This window comes from Streptomyces mauvecolor (assembly GCF_039532965.1).
GTDB lineage: Bacteria > Actinomycetota > Actinomycetes > Streptomycetales > Streptomycetaceae > Streptomyces > Streptomyces violascens.
On record NZ_BAAASQ010000050.1, the window covers coordinates 1 to 24,851 of the forward strand.

At 66.6% G+C, this 24,851-nt stretch carries 16 protein-coding genes and 3 pseudogenes; 5 read left to right on the top strand and 14 right to left on the bottom strand.

Translation table 11 applies throughout. The features are described from left to right. Positions 1 to 35 precede the first annotated feature (35 nt). The 13 genes and pseudogenes from ABD346_RS36455 to ABD346_RS36510 all read right to left on the bottom strand — a co-directional run. Positions 36 to 593, bottom strand: coding sequence for a TetR/AcrR family transcriptional regulator (locus ABD346_RS36455; protein WP_344380635.1), 558 nt, complete (start codon positions 591 to 593; stop codon positions 36 to 38). An 84-nt stretch (positions 594 to 677) separates the two neighbouring features. Next, complete coding sequence (gene whiG, locus ABD346_RS36460; protein ID WP_100577968.1) at positions 678 to 1,520, bottom strand: RNA polymerase sigma factor WhiG; 843 nt, start codon at positions 1,518 to 1,520, stop codon at positions 678 to 680. Between the two features lie 243 nt (positions 1,521 to 1,763). Beyond that, positions 1,764 to 2,456, bottom strand: a pseudogene (locus ABD346_RS36465) (DNA-processing protein DprA); the annotation flags it as partial. Between the two features lie 110 nt (positions 2,457 to 2,566). Next, positions 2,567 to 3,187, bottom strand: a complete 621-nt coding sequence (locus tag ABD346_RS38720) for an RES family NAD+ phosphorylase (RefSeq protein ID WP_381229032.1) — start codon at positions 3,185 to 3,187, stop codon at positions 2,567 to 2,569. Then, complete coding sequence (locus ABD346_RS36470) at positions 3,184 to 3,693, bottom strand: hypothetical protein (protein WP_344380610.1); 510 nt, start codon at positions 3,691 to 3,693, stop codon at positions 3,184 to 3,186. Before ABD346_RS36470 ends, ABD346_RS38720 begins: the two co-directional genes overlap by 4 nt. A 70-nt stretch (positions 3,694 to 3,763) precedes the next feature. Next, entirely contained in the window at positions 3,764 to 4,195 is a 432-nt protein-coding gene (locus tag ABD346_RS36475; RefSeq protein ID WP_344380611.1) for a hypothetical protein, read from the bottom strand. Beyond that, positions 4,192 to 6,354 (bottom strand): hypothetical protein, encoded by a 2,163-nt coding sequence (locus ABD346_RS36480; RefSeq protein ID WP_344380612.1) that lies wholly within the window; start codon positions 6,352 to 6,354, stop codon positions 4,192 to 4,194. The genes ABD346_RS36475 and ABD346_RS36480 overlap by 4 nt, the downstream gene beginning before the upstream one ends. Next, on the bottom strand, positions 6,351 to 8,195 hold the full coding sequence (locus ABD346_RS36485) for a hypothetical protein (protein ID WP_344380613.1): 1,845 nt from the start codon (positions 8,193 to 8,195) through the stop codon (positions 6,351 to 6,353). The genes ABD346_RS36480 and ABD346_RS36485 overlap by 4 nt, the downstream gene beginning before the upstream one ends. Positions 8,196 to 8,248: 53 nt before the next feature. Further along, complete coding sequence (locus ABD346_RS36490) at positions 8,249 to 9,637, bottom strand: hypothetical protein (protein ID WP_344380614.1); 1,389 nt, start codon at positions 9,635 to 9,637, stop codon at positions 8,249 to 8,251. Between the two features lie 169 nt (positions 9,638 to 9,806). Further along, on the bottom strand, positions 9,807 to 11,567 hold the full coding sequence (locus tag ABD346_RS36495) for a UvrD-helicase domain-containing protein (protein ID WP_344380615.1): 1,761 nt from the start codon (positions 11,565 to 11,567) through the stop codon (positions 9,807 to 9,809). After that, the gene (locus ABD346_RS36500; RefSeq protein ID WP_344380616.1) at positions 11,564 to 13,345 is read right to left on the bottom strand and encodes an ATP-dependent nuclease; all 1,782 of its coding nucleotides are present in this window, start codon (positions 13,343 to 13,345) and stop codon (positions 11,564 to 11,566) included. The genes ABD346_RS36495 and ABD346_RS36500 overlap by 4 nt, the downstream gene beginning before the upstream one ends. 160 nt (positions 13,346 to 13,505) lie before the next feature. Then, positions 13,506 to 13,988 (bottom strand): annotated as a pseudogene (locus tag ABD346_RS36505) (DNA-processing protein DprA); the annotation flags it as partial. Then, positions 13,985 to 15,445, bottom strand: a pseudogene (locus ABD346_RS36510) (YifB family Mg chelatase-like AAA ATPase); the annotation flags it as partial. The pseudogenes ABD346_RS36505 and ABD346_RS36510, both read right to left, overlap by 4 nt. Positions 15,446 to 15,491: 46 nt before the next feature. Between ABD346_RS36510 and ABD346_RS36515 the strand changes: the two are divergent. The 4 genes from ABD346_RS36515 to ABD346_RS36530 are packed head-to-tail and all read left to right on the top strand — an operon-like array spanning position 15,492 to position 21,317. After that, complete coding sequence (locus ABD346_RS36515) at positions 15,492 to 17,024, top strand: integrase (protein WP_344380617.1); 1,533 nt, start codon at positions 15,492 to 15,494, stop codon at positions 17,022 to 17,024. Then, positions 17,021 to 18,763 carry a hypothetical protein gene (locus ABD346_RS36520; RefSeq protein WP_344380618.1) on the top strand — a complete coding sequence of 581 codons (1,743 nt, stop codon included), beginning with the start codon at positions 17,021 to 17,023 and terminating at the stop codon, positions 18,761 to 18,763. The genes ABD346_RS36515 and ABD346_RS36520 overlap by 4 nt, the downstream gene beginning before the upstream one ends. After that, positions 18,760 to 20,904: an integrase gene (locus ABD346_RS36525; RefSeq protein WP_344380619.1), complete on the top strand. Its 2,145-nt coding sequence runs from the start codon at positions 18,760 to 18,762 to the stop codon at positions 20,902 to 20,904. The genes ABD346_RS36520 and ABD346_RS36525 overlap by 4 nt, the downstream gene beginning before the upstream one ends. Next, positions 20,901 to 21,317 (top strand): hypothetical protein, encoded by a 417-nt coding sequence (locus ABD346_RS36530; protein ID WP_344380620.1) that lies wholly within the window; start codon positions 20,901 to 20,903, stop codon positions 21,315 to 21,317. The genes ABD346_RS36525 and ABD346_RS36530 overlap by 4 nt, the downstream gene beginning before the upstream one ends. 12 nt (positions 21,318 to 21,329) lie before the next feature. Here ABD346_RS36530 and ABD346_RS36535 read toward each other — a convergent pair whose 3' ends face one another. Then, on the bottom strand, positions 21,330 to 22,727 hold the full coding sequence (locus tag ABD346_RS36535) for an NsdA family TPR-like regulatory protein (protein WP_344380621.1): 1,398 nt from the start codon (positions 22,725 to 22,727) through the stop codon (positions 21,330 to 21,332). A 340-nt stretch (positions 22,728 to 23,067) separates the two neighbouring features. On the opposite strand from ABD346_RS36535, the gene ABD346_RS36540 reads away from it, so the two are divergent. Further along, entirely contained in the window at positions 23,068 to 24,834 is a 1,767-nt protein-coding gene (locus ABD346_RS36540) for an asparagine synthetase B family protein (RefSeq protein ID WP_344380622.1), read from the top strand. The last annotated feature ends 17 nt before the right edge of the window (positions 24,835 to 24,851 follow it).

A 24,851-nucleotide genomic window follows, 5' to 3' on the forward strand; every position in this document is an offset into this window, starting at 1 on the left:
GGGAGGGGGCGGGGGGGGAGGGGCCCCCGCAACGTTCAGCCCCGGACGCCCCGCAGCGCCATGGCCACCGCCGCGTCCGCGATCACGGAGGGGGGTTCTGTCGCGCCCTGTTCGATGCGGCGGACCGCTGCGTCCACGATGCCCTGGAGGAGGACGGCGGCCAGGCGGGGCTGGTCGTGGTTCAGGTCGGCGAGGGCTTCGACGATCATGGCGATCAGGCCGCCGTGGGCGGCTCGGATCTTTTCGCGGGCGCCGGCGTCGAGTTCGCTGGCGGAGATGGCGACGACCGCCCGGTGGCGCTGGTCGCCGACGAGGCCGAGCTGGTGGCGTACATACGCCTCGACCTTGCCCTCGGGCGTTTCGGCCCGCTGCATCGCGCCCTCGATCTCGGCGGCCCAGAGCGGGAAGTCGACGGCGCAGAGTTCCTCGACGACCGCGGCGCGCGAGCGGAAGTACTCGTACACGGACGAGCGGGCGAGGCCGGTGCGCTCGGCCAGGGCGGGGAAGGTCAGCGCTTCCGTGCCGCCTTCGGACAGCAGGGAGCGTGCGGCGTCCAGCAGGGCGTCGCGCTGCATGGTGCGGTGCTCGGCCACGGAGGCCGCTCGGATCCTGGGCACTGCTCCACTTTACGGCCGGGCCGCCCGGGGAGATCGTCAGGGACTGTTCGCCGGGGCCCTTCAGCGCCCGACGTCGGCCAGTTTGGCCCTCAGCTGGAGCACCGACTTGGTGTGGATCTGGCTCACCCTGCTCTCGGTCACGCCGAGCACGTTGCCGATTTCGGCGAGGGTGAGGCCTTCGTAGTAGTAGAGCGTGACGACGGTCTTCTCGCGCTCGGGGAGCGTGTTGATGGCGCGGGCGAGCAGGCGGCGCAGTTCCCGGTCCTCAGCGACTTCGACGGGGTCGTCGGCGGAGGTGTCCTCGAGCGTGTCCATCAGGCTGAGCCGGTCGCCGCTCTCGCCGCCGACATGCAGCAGTTCTTCGAGGGCGACGACGTTGGCGAGCGACAACTGGCTGAAGACGGCGTGCAGTTCCTCGACGGCGATGCCCATCTCGGAGGCGACCTCGGCCTCCGAGGGGGTGCGTCTGAGCTGGGCTTCGAGGGTCGCGTAGGCGCGCTCGACGGCGCGCGCCTTCTGGCGCACGGAGCGCGGGATCCAGTCGAGCGCTCGCAGCTCGTCGATCATCGCGCCGCGGATCCGGGTGATCGCGTACGTCTCGAACTTGATGGCCCGCTCGATGTCGAACTTCTCGATGGCGTCGATGAGCCCGAAAACCCCGGAGGAGACGAAGTCGGCCTGCTCGACGTTGGGCGGCAGGCCCACGCTCACGCGTCCCGCGACGTACTTCACCAGGGGCGAGTAGTGCAGGATCAACTGCTCGCGCAGCCGCTCGTCGCCGGTGGCCTTGTACGACCGCCACAGCTCGTCGACGGACGAGGGCGCCGGTGGCCGCACGGTGCCGCTGCCGCGGGCAGCCGGGGGCGCTGCCGTGCGATCAGACCCGGAGGTGTGCTGGGGCATGCGTTGCCTTGAGCCGTTCTGCTGTGACGTGAGCGGGGGGCTGTTTCCGGTCGGGGATCCTCGTGAGCGTAGCGTGACTGAGCGGTCGCGGTGCGCGAAGACCAGGTGATCGGACGGGGTCGCTCCGGTCTGTCGCGGCCCAGGCGCAGGTGGGGGCCGTCGCGCCGCGCGTCGGCCCCGAAAGCGCTGTCGTGCGGCCCGCGGTGGACATAGCCCCTCACCTTGTCACCCGAATGCCCCAGGTCAAGCACCGCCTCGCCGCGCGCTCGCCGCGTGGAGCGCGCCGGCCGTCAACTTCCAGGCGTCGCCGACGCGTTCGACAAAGCCGAGGGAGTGCAGTTCGTAGAGCCGGCCGAGTGCTTCGTCGGTACTGGTCCCGGCTTCGCGCGCGAGGTCGCGGGCGGCGGCGGTGCCGCGGGACGGCAGGGCCTCCAGTACCCGGGCGGCGTCGGGAGCCAGGAGGTCGCGGGGCAGTACGGGCCCGCGCCGGGCGGGTGCCAGCTCGCCCATGTCTCCGACGAGCTCGACGACTTCCGCGGCGTCGGTGACCAGGACTCCCTCGCCGCGCAGCAGTTCATGGACGCCCGCCGAGAGCCCACTGGTGGCGGGGCCGGGGACGCCCATCGTGAAACGGCCGAGCTTCTGTGCGGCGCGGGCCGTGACGAGCGAGCCGCTGCGGTACTCGGCCTCCACGACGACGGTTCCCCGGGTGAGGGCGGCGATGACACGGTTGCGCAGGATGAACCTGCTGGGTGTCGGATGGCCGCCGGGTGGCAATTCGCCCACGAGGAGGCCTTGTTCGGCGATGCGTCCGATCAACTCGGCATGCCCTCGCGGGTAGACCACGTCGACCCCGCACGCGAGGACGGCGATGGTCGCGCCGCCGGCGGCCAGGGCGCCGCGATGGACGGCCCCGTCGACGCCCGCGGTTCTTCCGCCAGTGTCTGATGGTTTCTGGTTCGGCATCGAGCCAGGTCATAGCTAGCGGAAGTGCCTTAAGGACCGCAACAACCCTGTTGCCCTGCCCCTGAAGTTGATGAAGAGCCTCAGTCAAGCAGCGGAGCTGGCGGGAAGCACTGGATGCCGAACCTTTGTTCAACGGTCCTGAGTAGGTGCCAGTCGATGGGAGAGAGTGGGCGGCTACTGAGGAGGTCCTCGTGCTCTCCCGGGAGTCCGAAGAAGGCTATGCAGACGTCGCTGGTGGCGTTAGCTCGACGCGATCTGTGCCGGACACCTTCGAATCCCGCCTTCCTAAAGGCTGCGCCCCAGCTTTGTGTTTGTCGCCGCTGGGTCCCGAATTGGAGCTCTGCCCAGACGCCCCAGGAGCCAAGGTTGGGGTGTGTGCCATCTGCAACCTTGTGCGTCCGCAGCGGAGTGACTTCCGAGACCACGCGGCTGTCCGCCCACGTCGTCGTGAGAGGTGTATGCCCGGCGAGGTTCTCCAGGACCGCCACTTCAGGGGCGTCGGCGGTGTAGCAGCAGCCGTACTCCGTCCGCATTCGCCGAGGTGGATCAAACCGGCATTGACCGCAGTTGCAGTAATAGAGGGGGCCGTCCTCAGACCGGTGCGACCGATAGAGGGTCTGAGTGGCGCCTATGTGTGCCGGGGGGAACGTGTCTCCCAGCTCCTTGATCCCCTTCTTGCTTTGGGGGGCGCGTGGCGTCATTGAGCCCACCTCTTCGCGACGGCCCTTGCGAGCTCGAAAACCTCTCCCACCCTCCCTTCATCATCGAGTAGGTCAGCTGGTCTCACATCTCCGAGATCAGGGCAGGGCGCGTTCATCCACGTGGCGATCATGTAGGGGTCGAATTCACCGCTGGTCCGGAAGATCCGCAGCACGCGTTCTGCAGCAGGCAGGATCTGCTTTCCCGTGACGTCGAACTGCCAGCGTGGAAAGTGGGTTGTTCGCTTGCCCGGCAACCCGATCAGGGTGTGATTGCAGACCCGCTTCTGGAGAGCCTGGCGAGAGACTCCGAGTCGCTCCGTGAGCTCGGTGGTCTGAACCCTGTCGCCGACGGCTTGCGCCCAGGCGACCGGCGCCAAGGCCGCCCGACCGGCTTCATATCCGATGTCGTAGGGGTCAATGTCATCCGGCAGCGCGTCGACCAGGTCCGGCAGATGGATCACGGCATCCCGGAACCCGTCGAGTAGGCGATCCATTCGGTCGCTCATACCCCCATGGTGCGTCAACCCGTCAACCTGAGCAATCGGGCCGTCTTGACGACGTGGTAATTGCGCTTTGTCAGGGCAGGGGCTGGCGGCGTCGCGGCAGTGTCCTGACCTTGGCGGCGTCGGCGTCGCGTCCCGACAAGGCTGCATGTTCCAGCGCGAGCTGGTTGAGGGCCGTCGCGTAGATCTCCAGGCGGCTCTCAAGGTGACGGCAGTGCTGGCGGAGCTCAGCGTTCTCCCGCTTCAGTTTTTCTAGGTCGTCACCGGTCTGGGCAGCTTTTGTCCGCTTGGCCTCCTCCTGAGCGGCCGCGGCCTGGAACCGGTCCTTGAGGTCGGTGTGCTGGTGGGTGAGGTGCCAGCGCTTGACGTCGGCCTCGATCGCCAGCTGAGTGACGTTGAGGCGGCCGTTCGATCGGTGTGGTGCGCCGGCGAAGAGACGGTTGATGGCGGCGATGATGTCGCGGCGGACGGGGTCGTACTCGCCGTCGAGCGGGAGGACGGTCATGGTCGCGCTCCGTGCTCGTGGTGCTCGATGATCGCGAGGAGCCGGTCGATTTCCCGCTTCTCGCGCGTGTGACGGATCGGTGGGGCGAGGGTGTCGTTGATGATCTCGGCGAGTTCAGCGGCGCGTGCTTTGTTGATCTCGATATCGCGGTCGGTGCGGGCAAGGCACTGGCAGTTGGGGCGGCAGTCGTCGGTGTCGGGGGTGACCATGGGGTCGTCCGCCGAGCCTCTGAGCTGGCAGGCCGCGACGGCGGGGTTGAGGACGCAGGTCATGCCGTCGCCGTGGTGGATCTGCAGGAGCGGGTTGCCGAGCATGTCGCGGGCATGACGCTCGCTGTGCAGGACCCGGCCAGCGAACTCGCGGCTGGCCGCTTGGACGCGGTAACGGTAGGCGTCCGCGGCGGGTCCGCTGACGTGCTCGCCTGCGAGGAGGCGGCGTTCGTCCTCGGCGATGCCCTCCATGCGGAAGAGCCAGTCCTCGAACGCGTAGTCGTCCAGAAAGCCGGCCTCGTAGGAGCCCGCGTACCCCTGGAGCATTTGCGTGTATGCGTGCCCGTATTGGATGGAGGCGGCGATCAGCCCGCGGGGCTTGCGCCTGATGAACCACGCCAGCGTGCGGCGGAAGCGGCTGGGGGCGACGGCCCCGCCCGCGTCGGCGGGGATGTGGTCCTTGCGGCCCAGTTGCCGGCATCGCTCGTTGACCCAGGCGATGAACTTGGTGATGTCGTCGGCGATGATCCGGTCGGCGCGGGCCTCACCACGGCGTTTCGTCTCCATGCCGGGCTTGGTCTTGATCGGCTTGAGCCGGTTCGGGAAGAGCACATGGCTGTCGTGCAGCTGCTCCAGCATGGCGACGGCCTTGGCGGCAATCTCGATGATCACCCAGGGGTCTTCGCGGACGGTGCCTTCGGGGATCTTGTTGCCCTCCTCGTCCTCGGCGCCCTTGAAGTAGAGCCCCTCCACCAACCACAGCCCCAGGTCCTTGTCATGGCTAACGCATCCGCGCCGCAGGTTGAGAACCTCGCCGACACGGGCGCCCGAGAGATAGGCCACGATGATGAAGCAGGCCGTGCTCAGCAGGCGGGCAAGCCGCGGGGCCTCATCGAACGGGATCCGCAGGTGCCAGGGCTGCCCGTCCAGGTCCGCGGTGACCGGGGTGTCCAGGTAGCAGTCATCAGCGATGGGCAGGCCCGATTCCACGATCAGACGATGAGACCCGGTGTTCTCGATGGAGACCGAGCAGTCCAGGAGCGACGCGATATGGCGCCATGCCGGCCCCAGCGTGCCGTCCTCGCGCCGACTGCCCGGCAGCCCCTCGCCCCGGCGGCGCAGCCCGTCGAGAAGCACTTTGATGTCGGCCTGCAGCTCTCCGGATTTCCGCCCGCGCCGCTGGCCCCGGCGGTGTTCCGGACGCCGGGACCGCAACAGCCTGTACTCGTCCCAGGCGGCCAGAATGTCCTCGCTGAAGTCCTCCAGGAAGCGGATGGCCCACCGCAGCAGGGGCTGCATCGTCTGCTCACTAATCCGCTTGGTCCGGTTCTCCCGGTCACCGCGGGTTCTCTCCAGCAGATCCTTGGTGTCCTCGCCGTCCCAGGGCGGTGCCTCGGGAAGCCGCAGGTAGAACGGCAGAAGATTGCGGTGGACCCACAGCCGTCTGACTTCGGTGATGCGGCGGTAGCGCTTGTGGATGGCGACGCCGTCCTCGTCGAGTGCGTCCAGGTAGTCCCAGAGCATGTCGTTCGTGACCTGGCAGAACTCGGTGATCCCCCGGCCGACGAACCACTTCAGGACATGCTGCAAAGAGCCGTAGAAGAGGACCTCGACCGAGTGCAGGGCCATCCGGTTCGTCGCCGAGCGCCGCAGGGTGCGGGCCTTGGGGTGGTTGATGAGCTGCCAGATGTAGAACTTCGTGGCCAGCCTCAGCGGCTCGGGGATGATCTCGAAGTTCAGGGTCTGGGAGCGTGCATGGCCCTCGAAGATCCCGGGATTGAGGTCCCAGCGGTCGTCCGCGAAGCGGGACAGCCGGGCGAGGTCGGTGTCGCTTCTGATCTGCCGGTTCGTCAGCACGAGCATGTCCGGGCCTGGCCAGACGGTGCCGTCCGGGAGCCCGTCAGGACGTGTGTCCCGCTCGTCGTGAAGGATCGGGGCGGGTGAGGTCATCGGATGTCGAGCTCCCTGTTCAGCAGGCGGTCCGCGAGTTTGTGTTCGTCCGGCCCGGCGGCCTTGCGGGCGTCCTCGACGGCTGCCTCGTCGGCCTGGTCGAGCAGGTCGGCCAGCTGGGCATGCGGGCCGGCGAACCGTTCGGCCCACTGCAGCGGGCCCATCTGTTCGCGGCGCTCAGCGAGCCGGTCGTGGACGACGACCTGCACTGGAAGGTGCCGGGGCAGGGCTCTGGCGCACTCGCAGCCCAGGCAGAGCAGGAACGAGGCCCGGCAGGGCTCCCCCGGGTTGTAGGAGCCGTTGTTGTTGTCGCTGCAGGCCCCCAGCACCGTGTCCAGCTCGCCAGCGATCATCCGCTTGAGCACAGCCGCCTCCAAGCCCATCTCAGCGGCGACTTCGTCGACGTTCTCCTGGGCCTGGACCACCTGCTCAGCCGTCATCATGGTGATCTTCGACCGGGCCCGTGCCTTGACGACCTCGGCGGTCAGCGCCTGAGCCACGATCGTCCGGTATTCATTGATGTTGCCGCGGTTGCGCACCAGATAGCGGGTGGCCGTCTGCCGGGTGTGAGCCACGGGCTTCTGGTGCAGTTCGATGTAGGTCATCCGCAGCGTCTCCAGCCGCAGCGGCCGCAGCGGCAGCGGATTGCCCTCCTTGTCCAACCCGTCCGAGGACAGGTGCCAATCCCGGCCCAGCTTGCTGATCAAGGCTCCGTCCGTCGGCATCGGGCGCCATCCCCTGCCCTTGGCGGCCCCCGGGCCGCCGCCGCTGGCCATGTAGGTGACCAGCAGACGGTTGCCGCCGGCGAACTGCCTGGCCCGAAAGGTCAGTTCGTGGACCAGGGCATAGAGACCGAAGGGTGTGTGCAGGATGTCCCGGGTCGACATCTGATCGGGCTGGTCCGGAATGCTGATCCAGTCCGGGACCTCCGACAACGCCAGATCCATGTAGGCCCGGCTCTGTCGACGTGGTTTGCGCAGTCCGACGATGGCCGTGCCGGGGCCGACGCCGCCGTCCGCCCGGTGGTGAGCCGCGGTCATCTTCAAGATCGGCTCCGGGTTCTGCCCGGTCATCACGCCGAACAGCACCGCCGCGGCCGCGATCTCCTCCGGCGTCAGGTAGAGCCAGCCGACGACCTCCTTGACCTTGCCCTTCGACGTCACCCAGGTCTCGGGGGCGTTCTGATACTTGCCGGCGGTGTTGCGCGTCCGGCGGGGAACGTCTCCGACGCAGTCGAGATGATCGAGGATCTGCAGGCGGCGCCGCAGATCCGTATTGCGGCTGACGTTGATCTCACCGGCCCGGAACTGTTTCAGCAGCTCGCGGTTGGAGCGGATGCGTTTCTCCGCAGTGCGTAACATCGTCCGCGCGGCCTGTGCGATCCTCCTCAGTTCGGTGCGGCTGTAGCTGTCCGCTGGCCTGCCCTGAGGGCGGGACGGCAAAGCGGCTGCAAGACAGCCCGCCATCGCGTCGCTGAGGCCCTTCGTCTTGATCAACAAAAGCCTCAGCTCGGCGAGTTCGTGCGAGGCGGTCTTGATGCCCTCGTCCCTGCGGTGCTCGTAGAACCCGTCAAAATGCTCCGGAGCGAGCTCGAACGCGCTCTGCGGCACCACCTCCAGGCCCGCAAGGTAGCGGGTGAAATTCACCAGTGCCCGGTAGGCCTTCTTCATCGACTCGACGGACGTCAGTCCCTTGCCAGGTGTGGTGCGGGCGATCAGAGCTCCAACCAGCCACGCCTGCAGAGCCTCGGGCAGGTCCAGCGCCGACACGTCGAAATCGGCGTACTCCTCACCGTCCTGGCTGAAGCACCGGACGATCCGGCGGCCGTCCTCGGCGGTCATCAACCCGTGCCGGGTCCGACGCCCCGCGGGCAGGGTCGCTCGGCGTCCCCGGCTCACCTGGTCACCGCCAGCGGGTCGGTGCGAACCCAGGGATGCTCGGCGAACACGTCAGCCATGAACGACGCGACCGGAAAACTGTCGGCGTGCGCCAGCAGAGCTTCCACCTCCAGCGTCCGGAAAGGCTCCAGGTAGACGCTCTTGGTGGTCTCGACTCTGCGGTGTCCGAGCATCGTCTGGACTAGGTGCCAGGTGTTGCCAACCTCCTCGCGGAAGTCACGCTGTTCGTGCTCCGTCAGATGCCCCAGCCTCACGTACTTGATCAGCTTGCCGACCGCGTACCACCTCAGCGCGAAGCTGTGCCGCAGCATGTGGGCCGTGCAGGTGAAGTTCTCCAGCCCGAGCGAGGCGATCCGCTCGTTGGCGACATCGAAGGTGTGCTCCCAGCCACCGGTGTCGCGCGGCAGGCCGTCCTCGTTCAACCACAAGACCACCGGCTCCAGGCCATGGGCGGTCTCCCGGAACAGTCGCATCCGGGTCTGTGGCCCGACGTCGTTCCACTCCTCCTTACGTGAACCGCCGCCGGGCTTCGACATGGTCACCGAGTGCGTCCCGTGCGTGGCCAGCACGATGCGCCGGCCACTGATCCGCTCGTAGCGGTGGGCGGCCTGAGCCCGCCGGACCGCCGCGGCTCTGGCGCCCTCGACGTAGCCCAGCACCCCGCGCAGGGCCGTCCTGGGCATCCAGTACTTGTGGCCGTAGCCGCCCTTCGCACAGGCGTCGGCCAGCACGCAGGTGAAGAATCCCCGCCGCCGGTCGTAGGCGGGCAGCTCGGGCAGCACCACACTGGCCCACTCCGAAACTCGCAGGCCATTGCCGTAGAGACCGTCACAGAATGCGCGGTCGCGCTGGTCGTTGCGGCCCTTCCACCATGGATCCGGCCGACCGTGCAGGTCGAAGCCCCGAACCCCGAGGTCCACCCATCGGGCGTATCCGCCGGGGTCCAGCCACTTGACGTCCGCGTGCCGGACGATGCGCGGCGCGTCCATGTCCACGAACGGGTCGAGAACCCCAAACCGCGCGGCCAACGTGTAGAACTTCCTCAGCCCGGCCAGGTCTCGGGTGAAGGTCCCGGTCTCCACCGTGTTCTCGTTCGCGGGATCCGTGACTCGCCAGAACAGGAACTCGGACGCCACCTCGTCGTCGACATCCCACCAGTTCACACCCACAGTGATCAGGTAGTTCAACCACACCAACAGCGAGTACGCGTAGTCTCGCTGCGTGCGCCAGGCCATCCGCCGCCACTTCGCCGAGCCCAGGCACCAGTTCACCAGCAGATCGGCCCGCCCATCGGGACCGATCACAAACCGCTGACCGTCTCGTACGTCCAGGCTCACCGTACGACCGGCACGGCCTGGCAACACCTCGCCGAGCAATTCGGTCACGGCATCCGCCGTGCGACTCGGGACGTGCTTATGAAGCTGCCAACACCGGGCACTCGATTCCAAGTCCGCCACACGGGTGACAACGAGCATCAGCAGCTGGAGTCACCGGGCTCGGGCTGCGGCTCAAATTCCAGTGCTGGATGAGTGCGACGGAGGGAGACACCCAGACTTACTCGATCAAACCCATCTCTCGAAGAAATTGGCTAGGCCCATTACGGCCAATTTTCCCTGATTGCCACTCAACGAAACCCGAATAGAAGATGGAAGTCCTCCTCCTCGACCGAGTGACGGCGACGTAGAACTTCCTTCGGTCTTCCGCCAGGTCCTTCGAGTTATAGGTAGACGAAAAATGAGGAATTTGTCCTTGGTCAACCCCAAGGATGAGTGTCGCATCGAATTCGAGACCCTTGGCAGACGACATGGTGTAGACGCCCACGCGCCCAGTTCGGCTTCCTCTGTCGGCTAGGGTCTGGATTGTCCAGTCCAATAGTTGACCACCGTCGACGAGCTCCAACAGGTCAGAAACTGCTGCAGAGTCCTCCCACCGCAAAGGGTCTCGGAGGGCGGCGCCCAGACCGCTCTGAAGAATCCGCTCAACAAACAGCGCAGCCAGTTCCTCGCTGTCCGCCGACTGCTTCATGGCATCGATAAGCGCGAGGTCGACGGACAGATCGCCAAGTTCGGCACGAAGAATAGATCGCCACTCGGACAGCAGGTCCGACAGTCGGAACTCTCCATCCGGTCGGTCTTGCCGAGTTGCCCACACAGCAAGTTTCTCAATCAAACTGGTGGCAGGGGTCGACAGATAGGGACTTGCGTTGGCACTCACTGGCACACCCAGGTTTCGGAACTCTTCCACGACGAGTTCCGCATTATTATTAGTGGGTGTTAGAACACCAATTTCGTGAGCCGGCCACCCTTCAGAGATCAATCGGGCAGCCAGCTTCCCGGCCTCCCGGCATTGACTCTTGATGCCGGCACGGCAATACATGGAGTCAACGAGACCACCGTCCGAGACGCCCTCGATTCCGCTCAGCCCCAGCAATCGACTGGCTCGATCGATGATCTCACGAGCCGATCGATAATTCTTGGTCAGCTCGATTCGTGAGACCGTCGGGTGCCGACTAACCTCGTCCAACAGTTCAGGGCGGGTTCCGGTCCAGCCGTAGATTGCTTGGTTGTGGTCGCCCACCGCGAAGAGCCGGGATCGCGTCGTTCCGTCGAAGCACAGCGATCTAATAATTCGGTCCAGGCCGGGCGAAAGGTCCTGGTACTCATCGACGTAAATTGAAGGGTTCTTCGCCGTGAGGAGATTCGGGATGAACTCGTACCCCTCCACCAACTCAACCGCCGCCGTAACGAGAATCTCGAAGTCCACGAGACCCTCTGACGCAAGCTCTCTCTCATAAGCCTGAGAAACAGCTACGATCCTCGGACCAGCAAGGTTCCATTCGTCTTCACTTGCAATCATCTTCCGGTGACGCTCAACTGTGGATCGAACGTTTCTCGTGTCCGAGTTCGACGGATACACCTGCGCGATCGCAGCCTTGAACGCAGCTGTCTTTTCTCGGCTCGTCGCGATCCGATGCGTAAGCAACTCGCCGCGCCCACACACGCCCGCGAATGGGAAGAGGATCTGTCTCATCGCAAAGCTATGAACCGTACCCAGGAAGAGATTGGCTCTCGGGGTGACCCCTAGTTCGAGTACGCGCCGTCGCAGTTCTGCTGCTGCGGCGTTCGTCAACGTGATTCCAGCAGCGCCCTGCGGTGGCGTGATCACTTGAAGGTCGGAAGCTATCCGGGTGGACAGCAGCTTCGTTTTACCGCTGCCTGGGGGTGCCATCACTACGCAGTTGCCTGGAGTGTTGAAGGCTTCCCACTGGCGTTCGTTGCGCTTCAGTTCTTCGATTGACGCTGCCAGCCTGCTCACTGCTGCACCAAGTAGTTGATCGAGTTGACTACGTACAAGGGGACATCCAGCTGGCGGAAGACCAGGCTATTGGCGTATCGCCCCTTACCCCCGACCTTCTTGATCATGCCCAAGTACGCGTCATATCCCGGATCGCTTTTGTTCCAACCCTCAATATCCTTACGCGTCTTAGGGTTGACGGCGATGTCAAGGAGGGCTGAAATTCCGGCGTCCAGGTTACCTGGTGAGGTCAACAGAAGATCGTACTCGAAAGTCGATTCACCCACAAAGATCCCGGATTCCTCCGGGCTTCCAGTCTCCCCAAGGGTAGTCATGTACCGCTGTGCACGAGCAGCTCCGGCGGAGCGATCGTTGCCGAGTTTGTCCTTCTGGATGTCCCCGTCGGTGATCACGGCACATGGAATCCCAAGAGCTCTACAGAATTTCAAGTACGCAAGGAAGTGCGTCCCGTGGATAGCGCAGACGCTGATGCCATGCTTATCCAGGTTGATTCCCGACTTCTCGGCTAGGGCAGGAACCATGACTTGCTCCGCGTAGCCCTCCACGAGCAGTACGCGTTTTGCGAAGACAATTTCCGCCCGCGTCGCATCAATATACCTGCCGATATCGTCCCAGTCGCTTTCACTCAGGTCGGCATTCACGGCAGCACGCGCCACGGTTGATCCCTCGACGTCTCGTAGCAGGATCAGGTTTCGCGGGCCGACAGTGCTCACTACATGTGGAGACTGTGTTGTAATGAATACCGTCTGATCGTCGTCAGCCGACGCCAGCAGCCTCTTGAAGATCAGTCGCTGCAAATGTGGGTGCAGGTGTGCTTCCGGTTCCTCAATCGCGAGGATGAAATGCGCGATTTCCTTCAAGAGTTTTTGTTGGAGACCCAGCTCCATCAGGGCGAAGTATAGAACGTTCAACGTCCCAAGACTCGCACTAGATAGCGGGCGCTTGGAATCGCCGTCGACGAAGACGCGCAGAGTTCGAATCAGTCGCAACGGGTCGGTTGACGCCACACCGAGATCCGCCTGCATCGCCTGAGAGTTCCCTACCATCTCAGACATAAGCTCCGTGATCGACGTGCTCAACTGGCGCACCGAATCGAGTTGAGCAACCTGGCCGTTAGCCCCTTCAACGGACTGCGCGATCGTATCGAGCTCGGCTGCAGTGGCTGATTCAGCAGCTGCTTCAAGTAGCTGCCTCAGGGGCGACCTGCGCCACCCTGCCACATCAGATTCCACATCACGCAGCGCATGAAGAAAAGCGAGATGCAGATAGCCTCGATGCTCCGCCGGCATCAAACTCTCTTCGTTATCTCCTCGGAAGATAAACCAGCCGTAGACGGGCTCGTCCTCGCGCCCCGGCATGACACGCGGCGCGTATTTGTACGTTAGGCGGGCCCGAATGGGGTCTCGATCGACGATTGCGTCGGCCAAGATGGCACTAACTCTGGCATCGGACTCAAAGGCAACGATCTCGACCGAAATCGAAATCTCCACGCCCTCCTTCTTCGGATCCCAGTCCTTCCTTCCTTGGGCAAGGCTGTCCGAGAAATCTTCACGCCGTAGCTGCCGGTCACTGCTGGACAAGGAGGGATCAAAAAGGATTCGCAGCGCATGAGCGAGATTACTCTTCCCCGCTCGATTCTCACCGACCACGACATTGGCGGATCCGAGCGGGATATCTACATCCATCAGGTTGCGAAAGTTCTTGATGCTGATTCTGGAAATCCGCACATTCCCCCCAGGTGCCAGAGCAGCCGCACGTGCCGCATCCTGCGGAATCACGTCGTGCCTCAGCGAGGAGCATAGGCGTCTGGCAAGCCGCCAGGTGACTAAATGGGGGAATCCCTCAACATGCGTCTGACCTACATGCTCGATGCTGAGGCGGCATTGCGCGGCCCGCACCCCACAACCGAGCAACAACTGTCACTGGGTACAGAACCGCGGCCGCCCCGGACACGACGACCCACCCCTTCTCGGCGAGGCCCGAGCCGAGCACCGCGCCCATGTGGGCCCCGTACGGTGTGCAGGCCCGGGCGCCGACCACCGCGACGGAGCGCAGTGCCCAGATCCGCAGGTCACTGTGGCCCCGCACCCACAAACCGACGGGCCGGGCGTCGCCGAGGTCGTCGAGTTGGCGGGGCCACTCCTCGTCGCCGGGGACAAGGAATCTGGCGCCCGCGGCCGCGGCGGTCGCCAGGTCCTGTTCGGGGTCGGCCAGGGCGGCCCGGCGCCGGTGGCTGTCGAGCCGGGCGGGGCCGGCGCCGGGCAGGTCGTCCTCCGGGCCCTGGGGGTCGGTGAGGCGCCGCATCAGATCGACGGCGCCGTAGGTGCGCAGCCAGCGGCCGCCGCGTTCGTCGCCGGGTTCGATGACGCGGGTGAGGGCGGCTCTGGCGAGGCGTTCGGAGCCGGCTCCTCCCGCGTTCACAGGGTGCTCCCGGCCGGCATGGGGGCGCCTCGCGAGATTCCGGTGCGCAGTTCCAGGGCGAGGGCGACGTGGCCCGCGTCGGGGCGGTCGGCGCCGGCGAGGTCGGCGATGGTCCAGGCGACGCGCAGGACGCGGTCGAGGCCGCGCGCGGTGAGCAGGCCGCGTTCCATGTCGCGTTCGGCGCCGGTGAGGGCGCCGGGAGCGGTGAGCCAGCGGGTGCGCAGTTCGTGTCCGGGGACTTCGCTGTTGCTGTTCCAGGGGGTGCCGTCCAGACGGGCGGCGGTTCGTTCGCGGGCGGCGAGGACGCGGCCGGCGACCGCGGCGCCGGGTTCGCCGCGGCCACCTCCGCCGAGGAGGTCTTCGCGGCGTACGGGTTCGACTTCGACCCGTAGGTCGACCCGGTCGAGGAGAGGGCCCGAGAGTCTCGCCTGGTAGCGGCGGATCATGGAGGCGGGGCATTCGCAGCCCGCTCCGTGCAGGGTGTGACGGCCGCAGGGGCACGGATTGGCGGCGAGGATCATCTGGAAGCGGGCCGGGAGCCGGATGACTCCGGCGCTGCGGGCGATGACGACGTACCCGGATTCGAGGGGCTGCCGCAGCGCATCGAGTGCCTTGCCCGCGAATTCGGGCGCTTCGTCGAGGAAGAGCACTCCCCTGTGGGCGACGGAGACGGCGCCGGGGCGTGGGAGGCCGTTGCCGCCGCCGACGAGGGACTGCATGGTGGCGGAGTGGTGCGGGGCGCAGTAGGGGGCCCGCCGGACGAGGGGTTCGCCGGGCGGGAGGATTCCGGCGACCGAGTGGACGGCGGTCACTTCGAGGGATTCCTGCCGGGTGAGGGGCGGCAGGATGCCCGGCAGCCGTTCGGCGAGCATCGTTTTCCCGGCCCCTGGCGGGCCGGAGAGGAGAAGGTGGTGGCCGCCCGCCGCGGCGATTTCGAGGGCGGCCCGGGCGGCGTGCTGGCCCGCGACGTCGACGAGGTCGAGGTCGCCGTCGCGCGGGCCGGCGGTCAGGCCTGTGCCGACTCCGGCGCCGGGCACGACGAGCCCGGCGAGCATCGCGTCGGGCCGGCCCTTCTCGGCGGGTTCCTCTTCGGGGACCGGCTCGTCGGTGAGGACGGCGACGAGTTGGCGCAGGCTGCGCACGCCCAGGACCGAGATGCCGGGCACCAAAGCCGCTTCCGCGGCGGTCTGTTCGGGCACGACGACCTGTTCGTAGCCCGCTTCGGCCGCGGCCAGCACGGCGGGCAGGATGCCGCGCACCGGCCGCACGCGTCCGTCGAGGCCGAGCTCGCCGATCATGACGAGGTCGGTGAGTTCCCGGGGGTCGATGCGTTCGGCCGCGCCCAGGATGGCGCACGCGATGGCCAGGTCGAAGCCGCTGCCGCTCTTGGGGACGGATGCCGGGCTGAGCCCCACGGTGAGCTTCTTCTGCGGCCAGGTGTCGCCGGAATTGACGACTTCCCTGATGATCTGATGTGTTCAAGCGTGTTAGGAGGGGCTTCCGTTGAGCGAGTGGCATGTGGTGTGGGTTCCAGATCCGGGGCGGTGGGGAACCATGCCGGCGGATGGTGTCCTGGGGGTACAGGACCTGCCAGAGGCGGTGGCTCGGATAGGTCTGCTGCCGGGCGACCCGGTGTACATGAGACCGGACGGCACGGTGGACGGAGGTTTCCTGGATTTCGTGCGGTCCTCGGTGTTCCGAAATCTGGAGCGGGAAACAAAGCGGAATTACGGAACAGATTACCGACCACTGCTGAGTTTTCTGTCCTCGCGCGGGCTGTCGTGGCGGCAGGCGACGCCACAGGATCTGGCGGATTACCGGAACTGGCGGTGTGACGCTCCGGAGAATCCGAGCCGGATCAGCGGTGCGAAGTGGGACCGAGAAGCGGCGGCGTTCACGAAGCTGTTCAAGTGGGGGAAGGTCTACCCGCTGCCCGTGGACGTCTCCCGGCAGGAGGACCGGGCAGCGGACTCGGTCAGTGCACGGGTGTCTTGGCTGACACCGCGGACCTGGGGGTTGTGGTCGGACATCGGGCTGCGCTGCCACACCCTCGGTGGGGTCGCGGCACCAGAGTGGGAGTCACGTACAGAGCTGCGTAACACGGCCTTCGTGCAGTTGCTGCTCAGTTCAGGGCTGCGGCGACAGGAAGGCGGGGCCCTGCTGCTGTTCGAGTTGCCGACCCAGCGCCTGCGCCGTGGCCGGTACATGCACGGTCGACTTGCCGGTGCGTTGACGCGGTCGAAAAACAGCCGGACCTACTACGCATCGGTGGACTCCGTCGGCCAGACCGAGGCCTACATCCAGTCCGAGCGAGCCTGGGCGGTCCAGCGGGCCCAGGAGGCGGGCCGATACGAACGGTTGCCGGTGATGCGGCTGGTCACAAAGTTGACCCACGGTTTGAAGCCGAAGATCGAATGGGTCGATCGCAACGGTGTGGTCGGTTCGCAAGAGCTGAGCCGTCTCAAGTGGCATGAGCGGCAGTGGCTCTTCCTGGAGGGACCGGATGGGCCGGAGCCGGTGTGGTTGTGGCTGACCGAGCAGGGCCTGCCGATGCTCCCAGACCGGTGGAACAGCGTGTTCAGGATGGCGAACCTGCGCTGCGAGAAGGTGCTGCTCACCGAGAAGGAACAGAAGATCACCCGGGCTCTGCGGCTGGCAGATGTGCAGAGTAAAAGTCCGTACGCCACCCCACACTCGGCCCGGCACTCGTTCGCGCTCTACATGCTGATTCTGCTGAACGACCTGTTCGAGAGGCGCTACGGGCTCACTAGCAAGGACCGCCGGGACTTCGCCCTGCTGTTCGGCGACCCGTGGTGGTTGGTCAAAGTGCTGTTGGGACACGCGGACGTGGAGACGACAAAACGGCACTACCTGGCGCCTGTTGCTCATCTGCAGCTGGAGTCGATCCTCGCCGCTGCGGACACTACGGACGAGGACCAGGACGTCGAGGACTTGGACGGGGTGTTTGCCCGGCTGGCCCGGGAGACAGCTGGCATCCAGGACATCGACGCGCTGCTGCTCGGGAGGACTGCGTGAGCGGGCGGGGGCACAGAGCCGTTCTGCCGCCTGCCGACCACCGTGTTGAGCCCCCGCTGGCCCCGAACGGCCTCGTGGTCACGGTCACGAACAAAGCCGGCTACACGAAGGACTTCGACTTCGCCGAACTGCCAGTGGCCAGACCGATGCAAAAGTCGTTCGCTGCATCATTCGCTGCCCGATCCCGCGGTTGGACCAGCCATAAGACCGCCACAACCCGCTGGACGAATCTTGAGGCGTTCGCGAAGTTCGTCGCCGATCTGGACAGTCCGCCAGATGATCTCGACGGTCTCACCGTCGCCACCCTGCAGAGCTGGCGGGACCAGCACATCAAAACCAACAGCGGCAGGAACAAACTGGGCAACGTCCGAGGCCTGCTGCAGGGGGATGCCCGACTGGCCAGTGGGCCAGTGGCAGAGGAGCTGGCCCGCCGGATTCCGCGGCCAGCACCGAGCAAACAGTCCTACGAGGAAAGCGAGCGGGACCAGGTGGTGCTGACGGCTCAACGTCAGTTCCGGTCGGCCTGGCTGCGGATCACCGAGAACACGCACTTGCTGAATAGATGGCAGGTAGGCGACATCACCCGGGGCAGTCGTGAGTGGAAGATCGGGAGTGTGCTCGACCACGTCGCCCGCACCGGCGATGTCCCCCGCACTCTCCACCCGAGCGGCCAGCAACACGTGACGCATCGCGGGTTGCTGGGCGGCGGTCGTCCAGAGCAGACCTGGGGTCGGCTGTTCCTCACTCGCATGGAACTCACCGCGCTAGCAGTGCTGCTGACTGACCGGTTCGCGTGGAACCTGTCTATCTATGACCGGATGCCCGTGCCGACGACCAGACCGTCGGTCGCGGAGACAGCCTCAGTGACCTATCAAGTCCAGGTCGAAAAACGCAGGGCGGGTAGCGGACGGTGGTTCTCCACCGAGAACATCACGGACTCCGGGGCTGATTCTCCCGGGAGGCTGATAACGCAGGCTGTGGAAGTCACCGAGCACGCGCGGACGCTCGCTAACCATCTGAAGCCGGGGACCGACCTGCTCATGGCTGCCCGCGCCTATCAGGCCGAGCCGGGACACAGGGACCTGGACCGCCCTGCCTCGGTGGGCCCCGTGTCCTTCGGCGTCTCCTACGACATGGCTAAGCGATGGGCCAACAGAAATGGTCTGGGCGGGTCCCCCTTCGGGCGAGTCCGCAGGACAACGGTGACAGACGAGGGCCGCCCTCTGCAGCACTCTCAGGGCACCCACGAGAGCGTCTATGTGCTGCCTGACAAGCGGGTTCAACGCGCTTCCCGAGATGTCTTCGAAGCCGGGGCCTACGAGGCCCATGAGCAGGCCCGGACTGCTGTCTTCGGCGGGAAGATCGCAGACAAGCCGGATCTGGGGCATCAGGAGACCGCGACGGCGGACTGCGAGGACGAAGAAACCAGCCCGTGGCCGGCTCCCGCGGGCGGCTGCGGGGCGGATTTCCTACTCTGCCTGGCCTGCACTAACGCGCACGTCCACCCCGGCCACCACCCCCGGCTCGCCCACTTGCACCAGCAGATCTCAAGCCTGCGGTCCGCCACGGACGACCGCACGTTCCGCAAACGCTGGAACGATCATCTGCTGCGGCTGGAGGACCTCCGTGACGACAACAAGAAGGTGGGCCCGGCCACTTGGGCGGCGGCCCTCACCCGCGTCAGCGACACCGACCGCACTATCGTCCAGCTCTTGCTGAAGGAAGACCTCGCCCCGTGACCAGCCTCGCTGCCGAATACGACCCGTACATCCTGGCCATGCCCGGCCCGAATAGCCCGGTGGTGCTGCCCCAGTGGATCGGTCCCGACAACACGCACCCGATTTCCCGCTACCAAGATCCCGCCTGGTCTCTGGCACCGCTCATCGACAATCCCGGCACCAGCCTGTTCTCAATCGCCTGGAAGAAGTGCCCCGCTCCTCTGCTCGGCCAGGTGAAACTCGTGACCTGGACGATGCTCAACGGCCGACTCCGGCCCACCTATCTCAAGGATCGAGGGGACCAGGCACGGGGCAGGACGTCCGCCGCCGACATGCGGGACACCTGCAACGAGTGGATGCGACTGGCGCGCTGGCTCCATGAACGTCGCATCACCAACCTCGGCGACTGCACCGAAGAGGTATGGCGGGCCTACATATCCGAGCGTTGTCAGGGTGGCATCTCCCGCGCCTACGCGGAGAAGATATGTGTCTTCTTGTCGGACCTTTGGGCTTTTGACCAGCTCAGTGCCCACCCCGCGAACGTTACCCGGCCACCGTGGGAGGTCGAGGGCGTCGATGACTTCCTCCCAGCGGCCGACGGCTCAGCATCGGGAGAGAACAGCAGGGAGCCACTAGATCCTCAGACCCTCGGTCCATTGCTGATCTGGGCGATCCGCTTCATCGACGACTTCGCTGACGACATCCTCGCGGCCTGGGCCGAAAGACGACGCCTACTCGCCATGGCCGCCGCCAACAACAGTGTTCCGGAGGGTCTGACGGCTCTTGCGGAGTACCTGCTCCCTCTTGTCCGGTCGGGTGAAGCACTGCCCGCCGTCCGGATGCACGGCAAGATGGCTGTGGCCCGCGCCTACGTCGCCGCCCTCACTGGCGCAAGCGTCGATCAGGTCAGCCGCTTCTCCGAACGGCACCGACTCTCGGACCTGACCAACACGAGGCCCGGGCCGTGCCCTTTGCAGGTGCCGGTCACCGGGCGGATTGAGGGGAAGCCCTGGCGCACGCACCTGGACTTCGACGAGGCCGCCGGGTTGATGCGGCACCTGGGTACGGCCGCGGCGATCATCTGTCTGTATTTGACTGGTATGCGTCCGCAGGAAGTGCAAGGTCTGCGGTCCGGCTGCTGCCCCGAGCCGGAACCTGCCGCTAACGGCACTCGCAGTCGGCACCTGATCCGCAGTCGGCATTACAAGAACGTCACCGACGACGACGGCAACCTGATCTCCGCGGGAGAGGAACGCGAGGTCCCGTGGGTTGCTATCACCCCGGTCGTCCACGCCATCCGCGTCCTCGAACGCATCGTGCCTCCCGGAGAACTCCTGTTGAGCGCCACCCACCACGACTTCGTACAACAGCGTGGCCACCATGGGGCGCTGAAGAGCATGAGCCTGAACCGCCGGATCGAGGACTTCGTGCACTGGGTGAACCACGAGGCGTATGCCCAGGGCTTGCCTGATCAGATCATCCCCGAGGATCCACACGGCGCAATCGGATTGGCCCGGTTCCGGCGCACGCTGGCCTGGCACATCGCGCGACGCCCCGGCGGACTGGTCGCGCTCGCAATCCAGTACGGGCACATGCGCACCGTCCTGGACGCCCGCACCTCCAGCAACTACGGTTCCCGCAGCCGCGGGGGTATCCACGGCGTGCTCGATGTCGAGACCGCTCTCGCTGCCGCAGACACCGCCGCGCACCTACGCGATCGCATGGCCGCCGGGGAGAAGATCTCCGGCCCAGCCGCTCGGCGGGCTGTCACTGCCGCCGGGACGACGCCACGGTTCGAGGGCCGGATCGTCCCCCGAACGTTCGCGAAGAAGGCCACCAAGTTCCTCGCCCGGGACGGCATCGTGCTCTATGACAACCCGGACGCCTTCCTGATCTGCGCGTTCAAGCACGACAACGCACTCTGCGAACCCGAGCCGGGCGCCACCGCCCCGCGGCAGTACGCCTGCCAGCAAGGCTGCGGCAACACCGTCCGCACCGACTCCCACGCACGTCAACTGCGAGAAAAGGCCGACGAGATCGACCTCAAGGCCACCGTCGTTCCGGAGAAGCTCGCCAAACGACTGCGGCGCAATGCCAACAACCTCCGAGCCACCGCCGACGCCCACGACGCCACCGCCCAGACTGCCGAGGCTCTGACATGAACGAACAGAACCAGGACGAACGCACCCGCATCCGTGAGGCGATGGACCGGCTGCTGGCCGGTCAGGCCACCGTTTCCAACGGGAGCATGACCGCCGCCGCCCTCGCCGCCGAGGCCGGTGTCCACCGCATGGCCCTCTACAAGCGGCACGTCGATCTGAAGCGCGAGTTCGACGAACGCGTCCGCACCGAGACCAAGCAAGTCCCGGAGACTGAGAAGCGGCTCCGGAAGACCGTCACCACTCTCAAGAAGACGGTCTCGGACCAGACGAAGGAGATCAAGGATCTCCGTCAGCAGCTGACCCGCCTCACTCTCGCCAGTGCCGTCCTCGTCCACGAGCAGGGCAGCCCGCCACCGCCCGAACCTGGCCCAGTCCCAGACAACGTCGTCCTGCTCCGACCACTCCGCGACTGAGAGCCCAGTTCGTCAGGCTGCGACGCCGAGTTCGCGGCGAGACCGGTGGACGAACTCACGGACAGCCGGCTCGCGCCGCCAGGGGGCGAGGGCGGTGTTGAACTCGCGGACGTAGTCCAGCGCCCGTGTCGACTGGACACGGGCGAGGATGTCGACGCTGCGGTTGCCGAGTTCAAGGCCATGGTCGAGGTCGCGGGCCTGGAGGTGGGCGGTTCCGACGATGGCGAGCCGCATGCCGACGGAGCGGGTGAACACCCCGGTCGGCATCGCGGTGGCCTGCTTGTCCCAGGCCAGGGACGCCTTGGGGTTCCTCAGGTCACGGAAGACCTCGGTGGCGTCCGCGGCGAGCCGGGCGTGGTGATAGAAGTCGATCCAGCCCGGCTCGTCGCCGCTGTCGGCCCTGGCCCGGCCCAGCAGGTCCTCGGAGGCCGCCAGGGCCCGGGAGGCGGCGCGAGCGTTGTTCTCGCGGGCGTGCGCGCGGGCCTCGATGAGCTTGGTGAACGCCAGCACCCTGGGGGTGGCCTGGCCCTTGGCACGCTCGAAGGCGCCCTGGGCCATGTCGACGGCCTCGGAGGCGAAGCCCCGCATCAGCGACTGCATGGCCATCGTGGTCAGCACATAGCAGCCGAGCTGCACGTCCCCGCCCGCACGGGCCAGGCGGAGGGCCTGGATGAAGTGCCGCTGGGCGGCGTCGTGCTGGCCGACGTCGAACGCGGTCCACCCGGCCAATCTGGACAACTCGGCGGTCACGGAGAACAGTTCGCGGCCGACGTCGTCGGAGAAGGTCCCGCCCAGGAGCGGGGCCGCGCGGTGTTCGAGGCAGTCGGTGACGGAGTTCGCCTGCCAGTTCCCGCCGCCGTATTTCGAGTCCCAGTGGCGGGCGTGGTCGGCGGCCTCGCGCAGTTCGTCCAGGTCGGCGCGGCCGACCTGTCCGCCGCCCTGGTGGTCGGCGGTGGCGTCTGCGGGGCTGACCAGCCAGCGCGTGACAGGGACGGTGAACGCGGACACGGCGAAGCCGGAACTGGCCTGGTTGAGGAAGTCGCGGCGGTTCACGGAGCTCCAGAACGTGGTGGCGACGCGGACGGCGTCGGCGGGATCTCGCGGGAAATCCAACCCCACCGAAGCGTCGATTGTCTCCGCCTCGCCCATACCGATCTCACTGAGACTGACGGGCCGCCCCAGCCGCTCGGAGATCGCCTGGGCCAGCAGCCGGGGCACCGGCGGCTTCGGCGTCATACCCCGACGGCACCAGTTCGCCACGGACGTGTGTGAATAGCCGGTCGCTATCCCGGCCTGGTGGGCGAGCTGATTGACACGGTGAGCCAGGGACTTGTGGCTCGCACCGCAGGCTTCGATGAGCCGGGCCAGGTCCGCGTTGGGCGGACGGGTCCGGCGGACGGTCGATGCCACGACGTCCCCCCTGACCAGTTACTGGAGCGTTGCCCACGCGCACTCGTACGTGCCTGGGCCCAGAAGTGGTACGCGAACGGCTGGGGACGTTCAGTCGTACGCGAACCCTCGCTGGTGCACGAAGAGTCGTACGCGTTCCGCATGTTGGGTCACCGAGGGTATTCCTATCCGGGCCCTGGGCGAACCGGGTCTGCGAGTTGTGAGCCCCCCTGCGAGCCCTCCCCGGTCTTCTTCCCGGCCGGTGTGATGAGAGCCCAGGCCACCGCCGGAACCGGAACCGATCTCCTTCCGGCGGTGGCCGCCGACAGGGCATCACCACTCACTCTCGGGGGTGAACCAGATGTGCGGAATCGCAGGACTGGCCGGACCGGACGCTCAGTGGCACCAGACGACGGTGCAGGCCATGGGCATCGCCCAGCACTACCGGGGCCCGGACGGCACGATGCACGCCACAAGCCACGACGGGCGGGCGGTGCTGGCCATGAACACGCTGCTGATTGTCGACCCGCTCGCCCACCCCGGCCCCTACCTGGACCGCGAGAGCGGGGTGCTGCTGGCCTTCAACGGCGAGATCTACAACTGGCGGCAGCAGGCAGCTGCTTGGGGCATCGAGCTCGGGGAGAAGGAGACCGATGCCCACTTGGTCCTCAAGGCATGGGCGAAGCTCGGGCCGTCCTGCCTGGACGGGCTGGATGGCATGTTCGCCCTCGCCGTCTATGACCCGCGCGCCGGGACGCTGTTCCTGGCGCGGGACCGGCTCGGGGAGAAGCCGCTCTACTGGCGCTTGGACGGAGGCCGGCTCGCGTTCGCCTCCGAGGTCACCACCCTGACCGGCTACGGCTCGGCCCCGCTGATCGTCCGCCCGGAGATGCTGGCGATCGAGACGCCGGTCGGCGTCGACACCCCGTTCCAGGGCGTCCAGCTGCTGGCCCCAGCGACGCTGTTGTCCTTCGACGTGGTGACCGGCTCGCTGGAGCAGACGATCTGGTGGCGGCTGGAGGACCGGCTGCCGTTCACGGGCGACTACCGCCAGGCCCTGGCCGCGTTCTCCGTGGCCCTGGCCGAGCAGATTCCGCTGCGGTCCCCGGCCCGCGACTTCGCGCTCCTGTTATCCGGCGGCCTGGACTCGTCGGTGCTGGCCTATCTGATGCGGCCGCCGGTCTGCGTCACCGTCTCTTACCCGGGCCAGGACCGCCTCGACGAATCGGCGGCCGCAGCCCGCATCGCGGCGGACATCGGGGCCGAGCTGGTGGTGGTCGAGCCAGCCCACGTCGACTTCACCCGGGCCCTGCCGCACATGATGGCCGCGCTCGACTACCCGATGGGCAACGCGTCCACGTTCTCTGAGCACATGGCGTACCGGAAGATTTCCGACCTCGGGCTGAAGGTCGTGGTCGGCGGGCTCGGCCCGGACGAGTTCCTGATGGGCTACGTCCGCCATGCCCTCGTGTTGTTCGGCCCGGACGCCGTCTTGAAAGCCGGGATGGACGCCTACCGGCCGCTGGCCGCCAAGCTCCTGCACACCGCCGGCCAGGACCTCGATCCGGTCGAGGCGGTCACCCGGATGATCCTGCGCGGCCCGGACCCCGAGAGCCGCATCCACGGCCTGGTCGCCAACGCGATGGAGCGGGCCGGGGGCGATCTGGCGCGGGGGCTGACCCTGGCGGATCTGGCGACAGCCTGGCGGCCCCTGGTGATGACGAGCGACAAGCTCGCCTCCGCCTATGCGTTGGAACGCCGGTCGCCCTATCTGGCGCGGGAGTTGGTCGAGCTGTCCTACCGGCTGGCCTCGGAGCACAAAATCTGTCATCCCGCCGAGGGCAAGCGAATCCTGCGGGACGCAGCCAAGGCTCTCGGCCTGCCGCGGGAGGTCTGGGCGAGCCGCGACAAGCTCGGATTCGCCTCCCCGGTCCCCACCTGGCTCAACGGACCGCTTGCGGCCTGGGCGGACGCCCAGATCCACACCGCGCTCGCCGAAGCGCCGGTGTCGCTGCGGCCGCTGCTGATGGGCGGGCTCAAGCCCGGCGGCCGGTTCGACCGGACCCGGATGCAGGCCCTGCTGGCAGCCGCCTGGTTTTCAGACCAGACGGTGAGGGCTGCCGCATGATCCCCAACTGGCTTACT

What these genes read in the sequence shown, in the direction of transcription:
- whiG (WP_100577968.1), bottom strand. Translation starts at nt 1,520, where the DNA reads ATGCCCCAGCACACCTCCGGGTCTGATCGCACGGCAGCGCCCCCGGCT.
- ABD346_RS38720 (WP_381229032.1), bottom strand. Translation starts at nt 3,187, where the DNA reads ATGACGCCACGCGCCCCCCAAAGCAAGAAGGGGATCAAGGAGCTGGGA.
- ABD346_RS36470 (WP_344380610.1), bottom strand. Translation starts at nt 3,693, where the DNA reads ATGAGCGACCGAATGGATCGCCTACTCGACGGGTTCCGGGATGCCGTG.
- ABD346_RS36475 (WP_344380611.1), bottom strand. Translation starts at nt 4,195, where the DNA reads ATGACCGTCCTCCCGCTCGACGGCGAGTACGACCCCGTCCGCCGCGAC.
- ABD346_RS36480 (WP_344380612.1), bottom strand. Translation starts at nt 6,354, where the DNA reads ATGACCTCACCCGCCCCGATCCTTCACGACGAGCGGGACACACGTCCT.
- ABD346_RS36485 (WP_344380613.1), bottom strand. Translation starts at nt 8,195, where the DNA reads ATGACCGCCGAGGACGGCCGCCGGATCGTCCGGTGCTTCAGCCAGGAC.
- ABD346_RS36530 (WP_344380620.1), top strand. Translation starts at nt 20,901, where the DNA reads ATGAACGAACAGAACCAGGACGAACGCACCCGCATCCGTGAGGCGATG.
- ABD346_RS36540 (WP_344380622.1), top strand. Translation starts at nt 23,068, where the DNA reads ATGTGCGGAATCGCAGGACTGGCCGGACCGGACGCTCAGTGGCACCAG.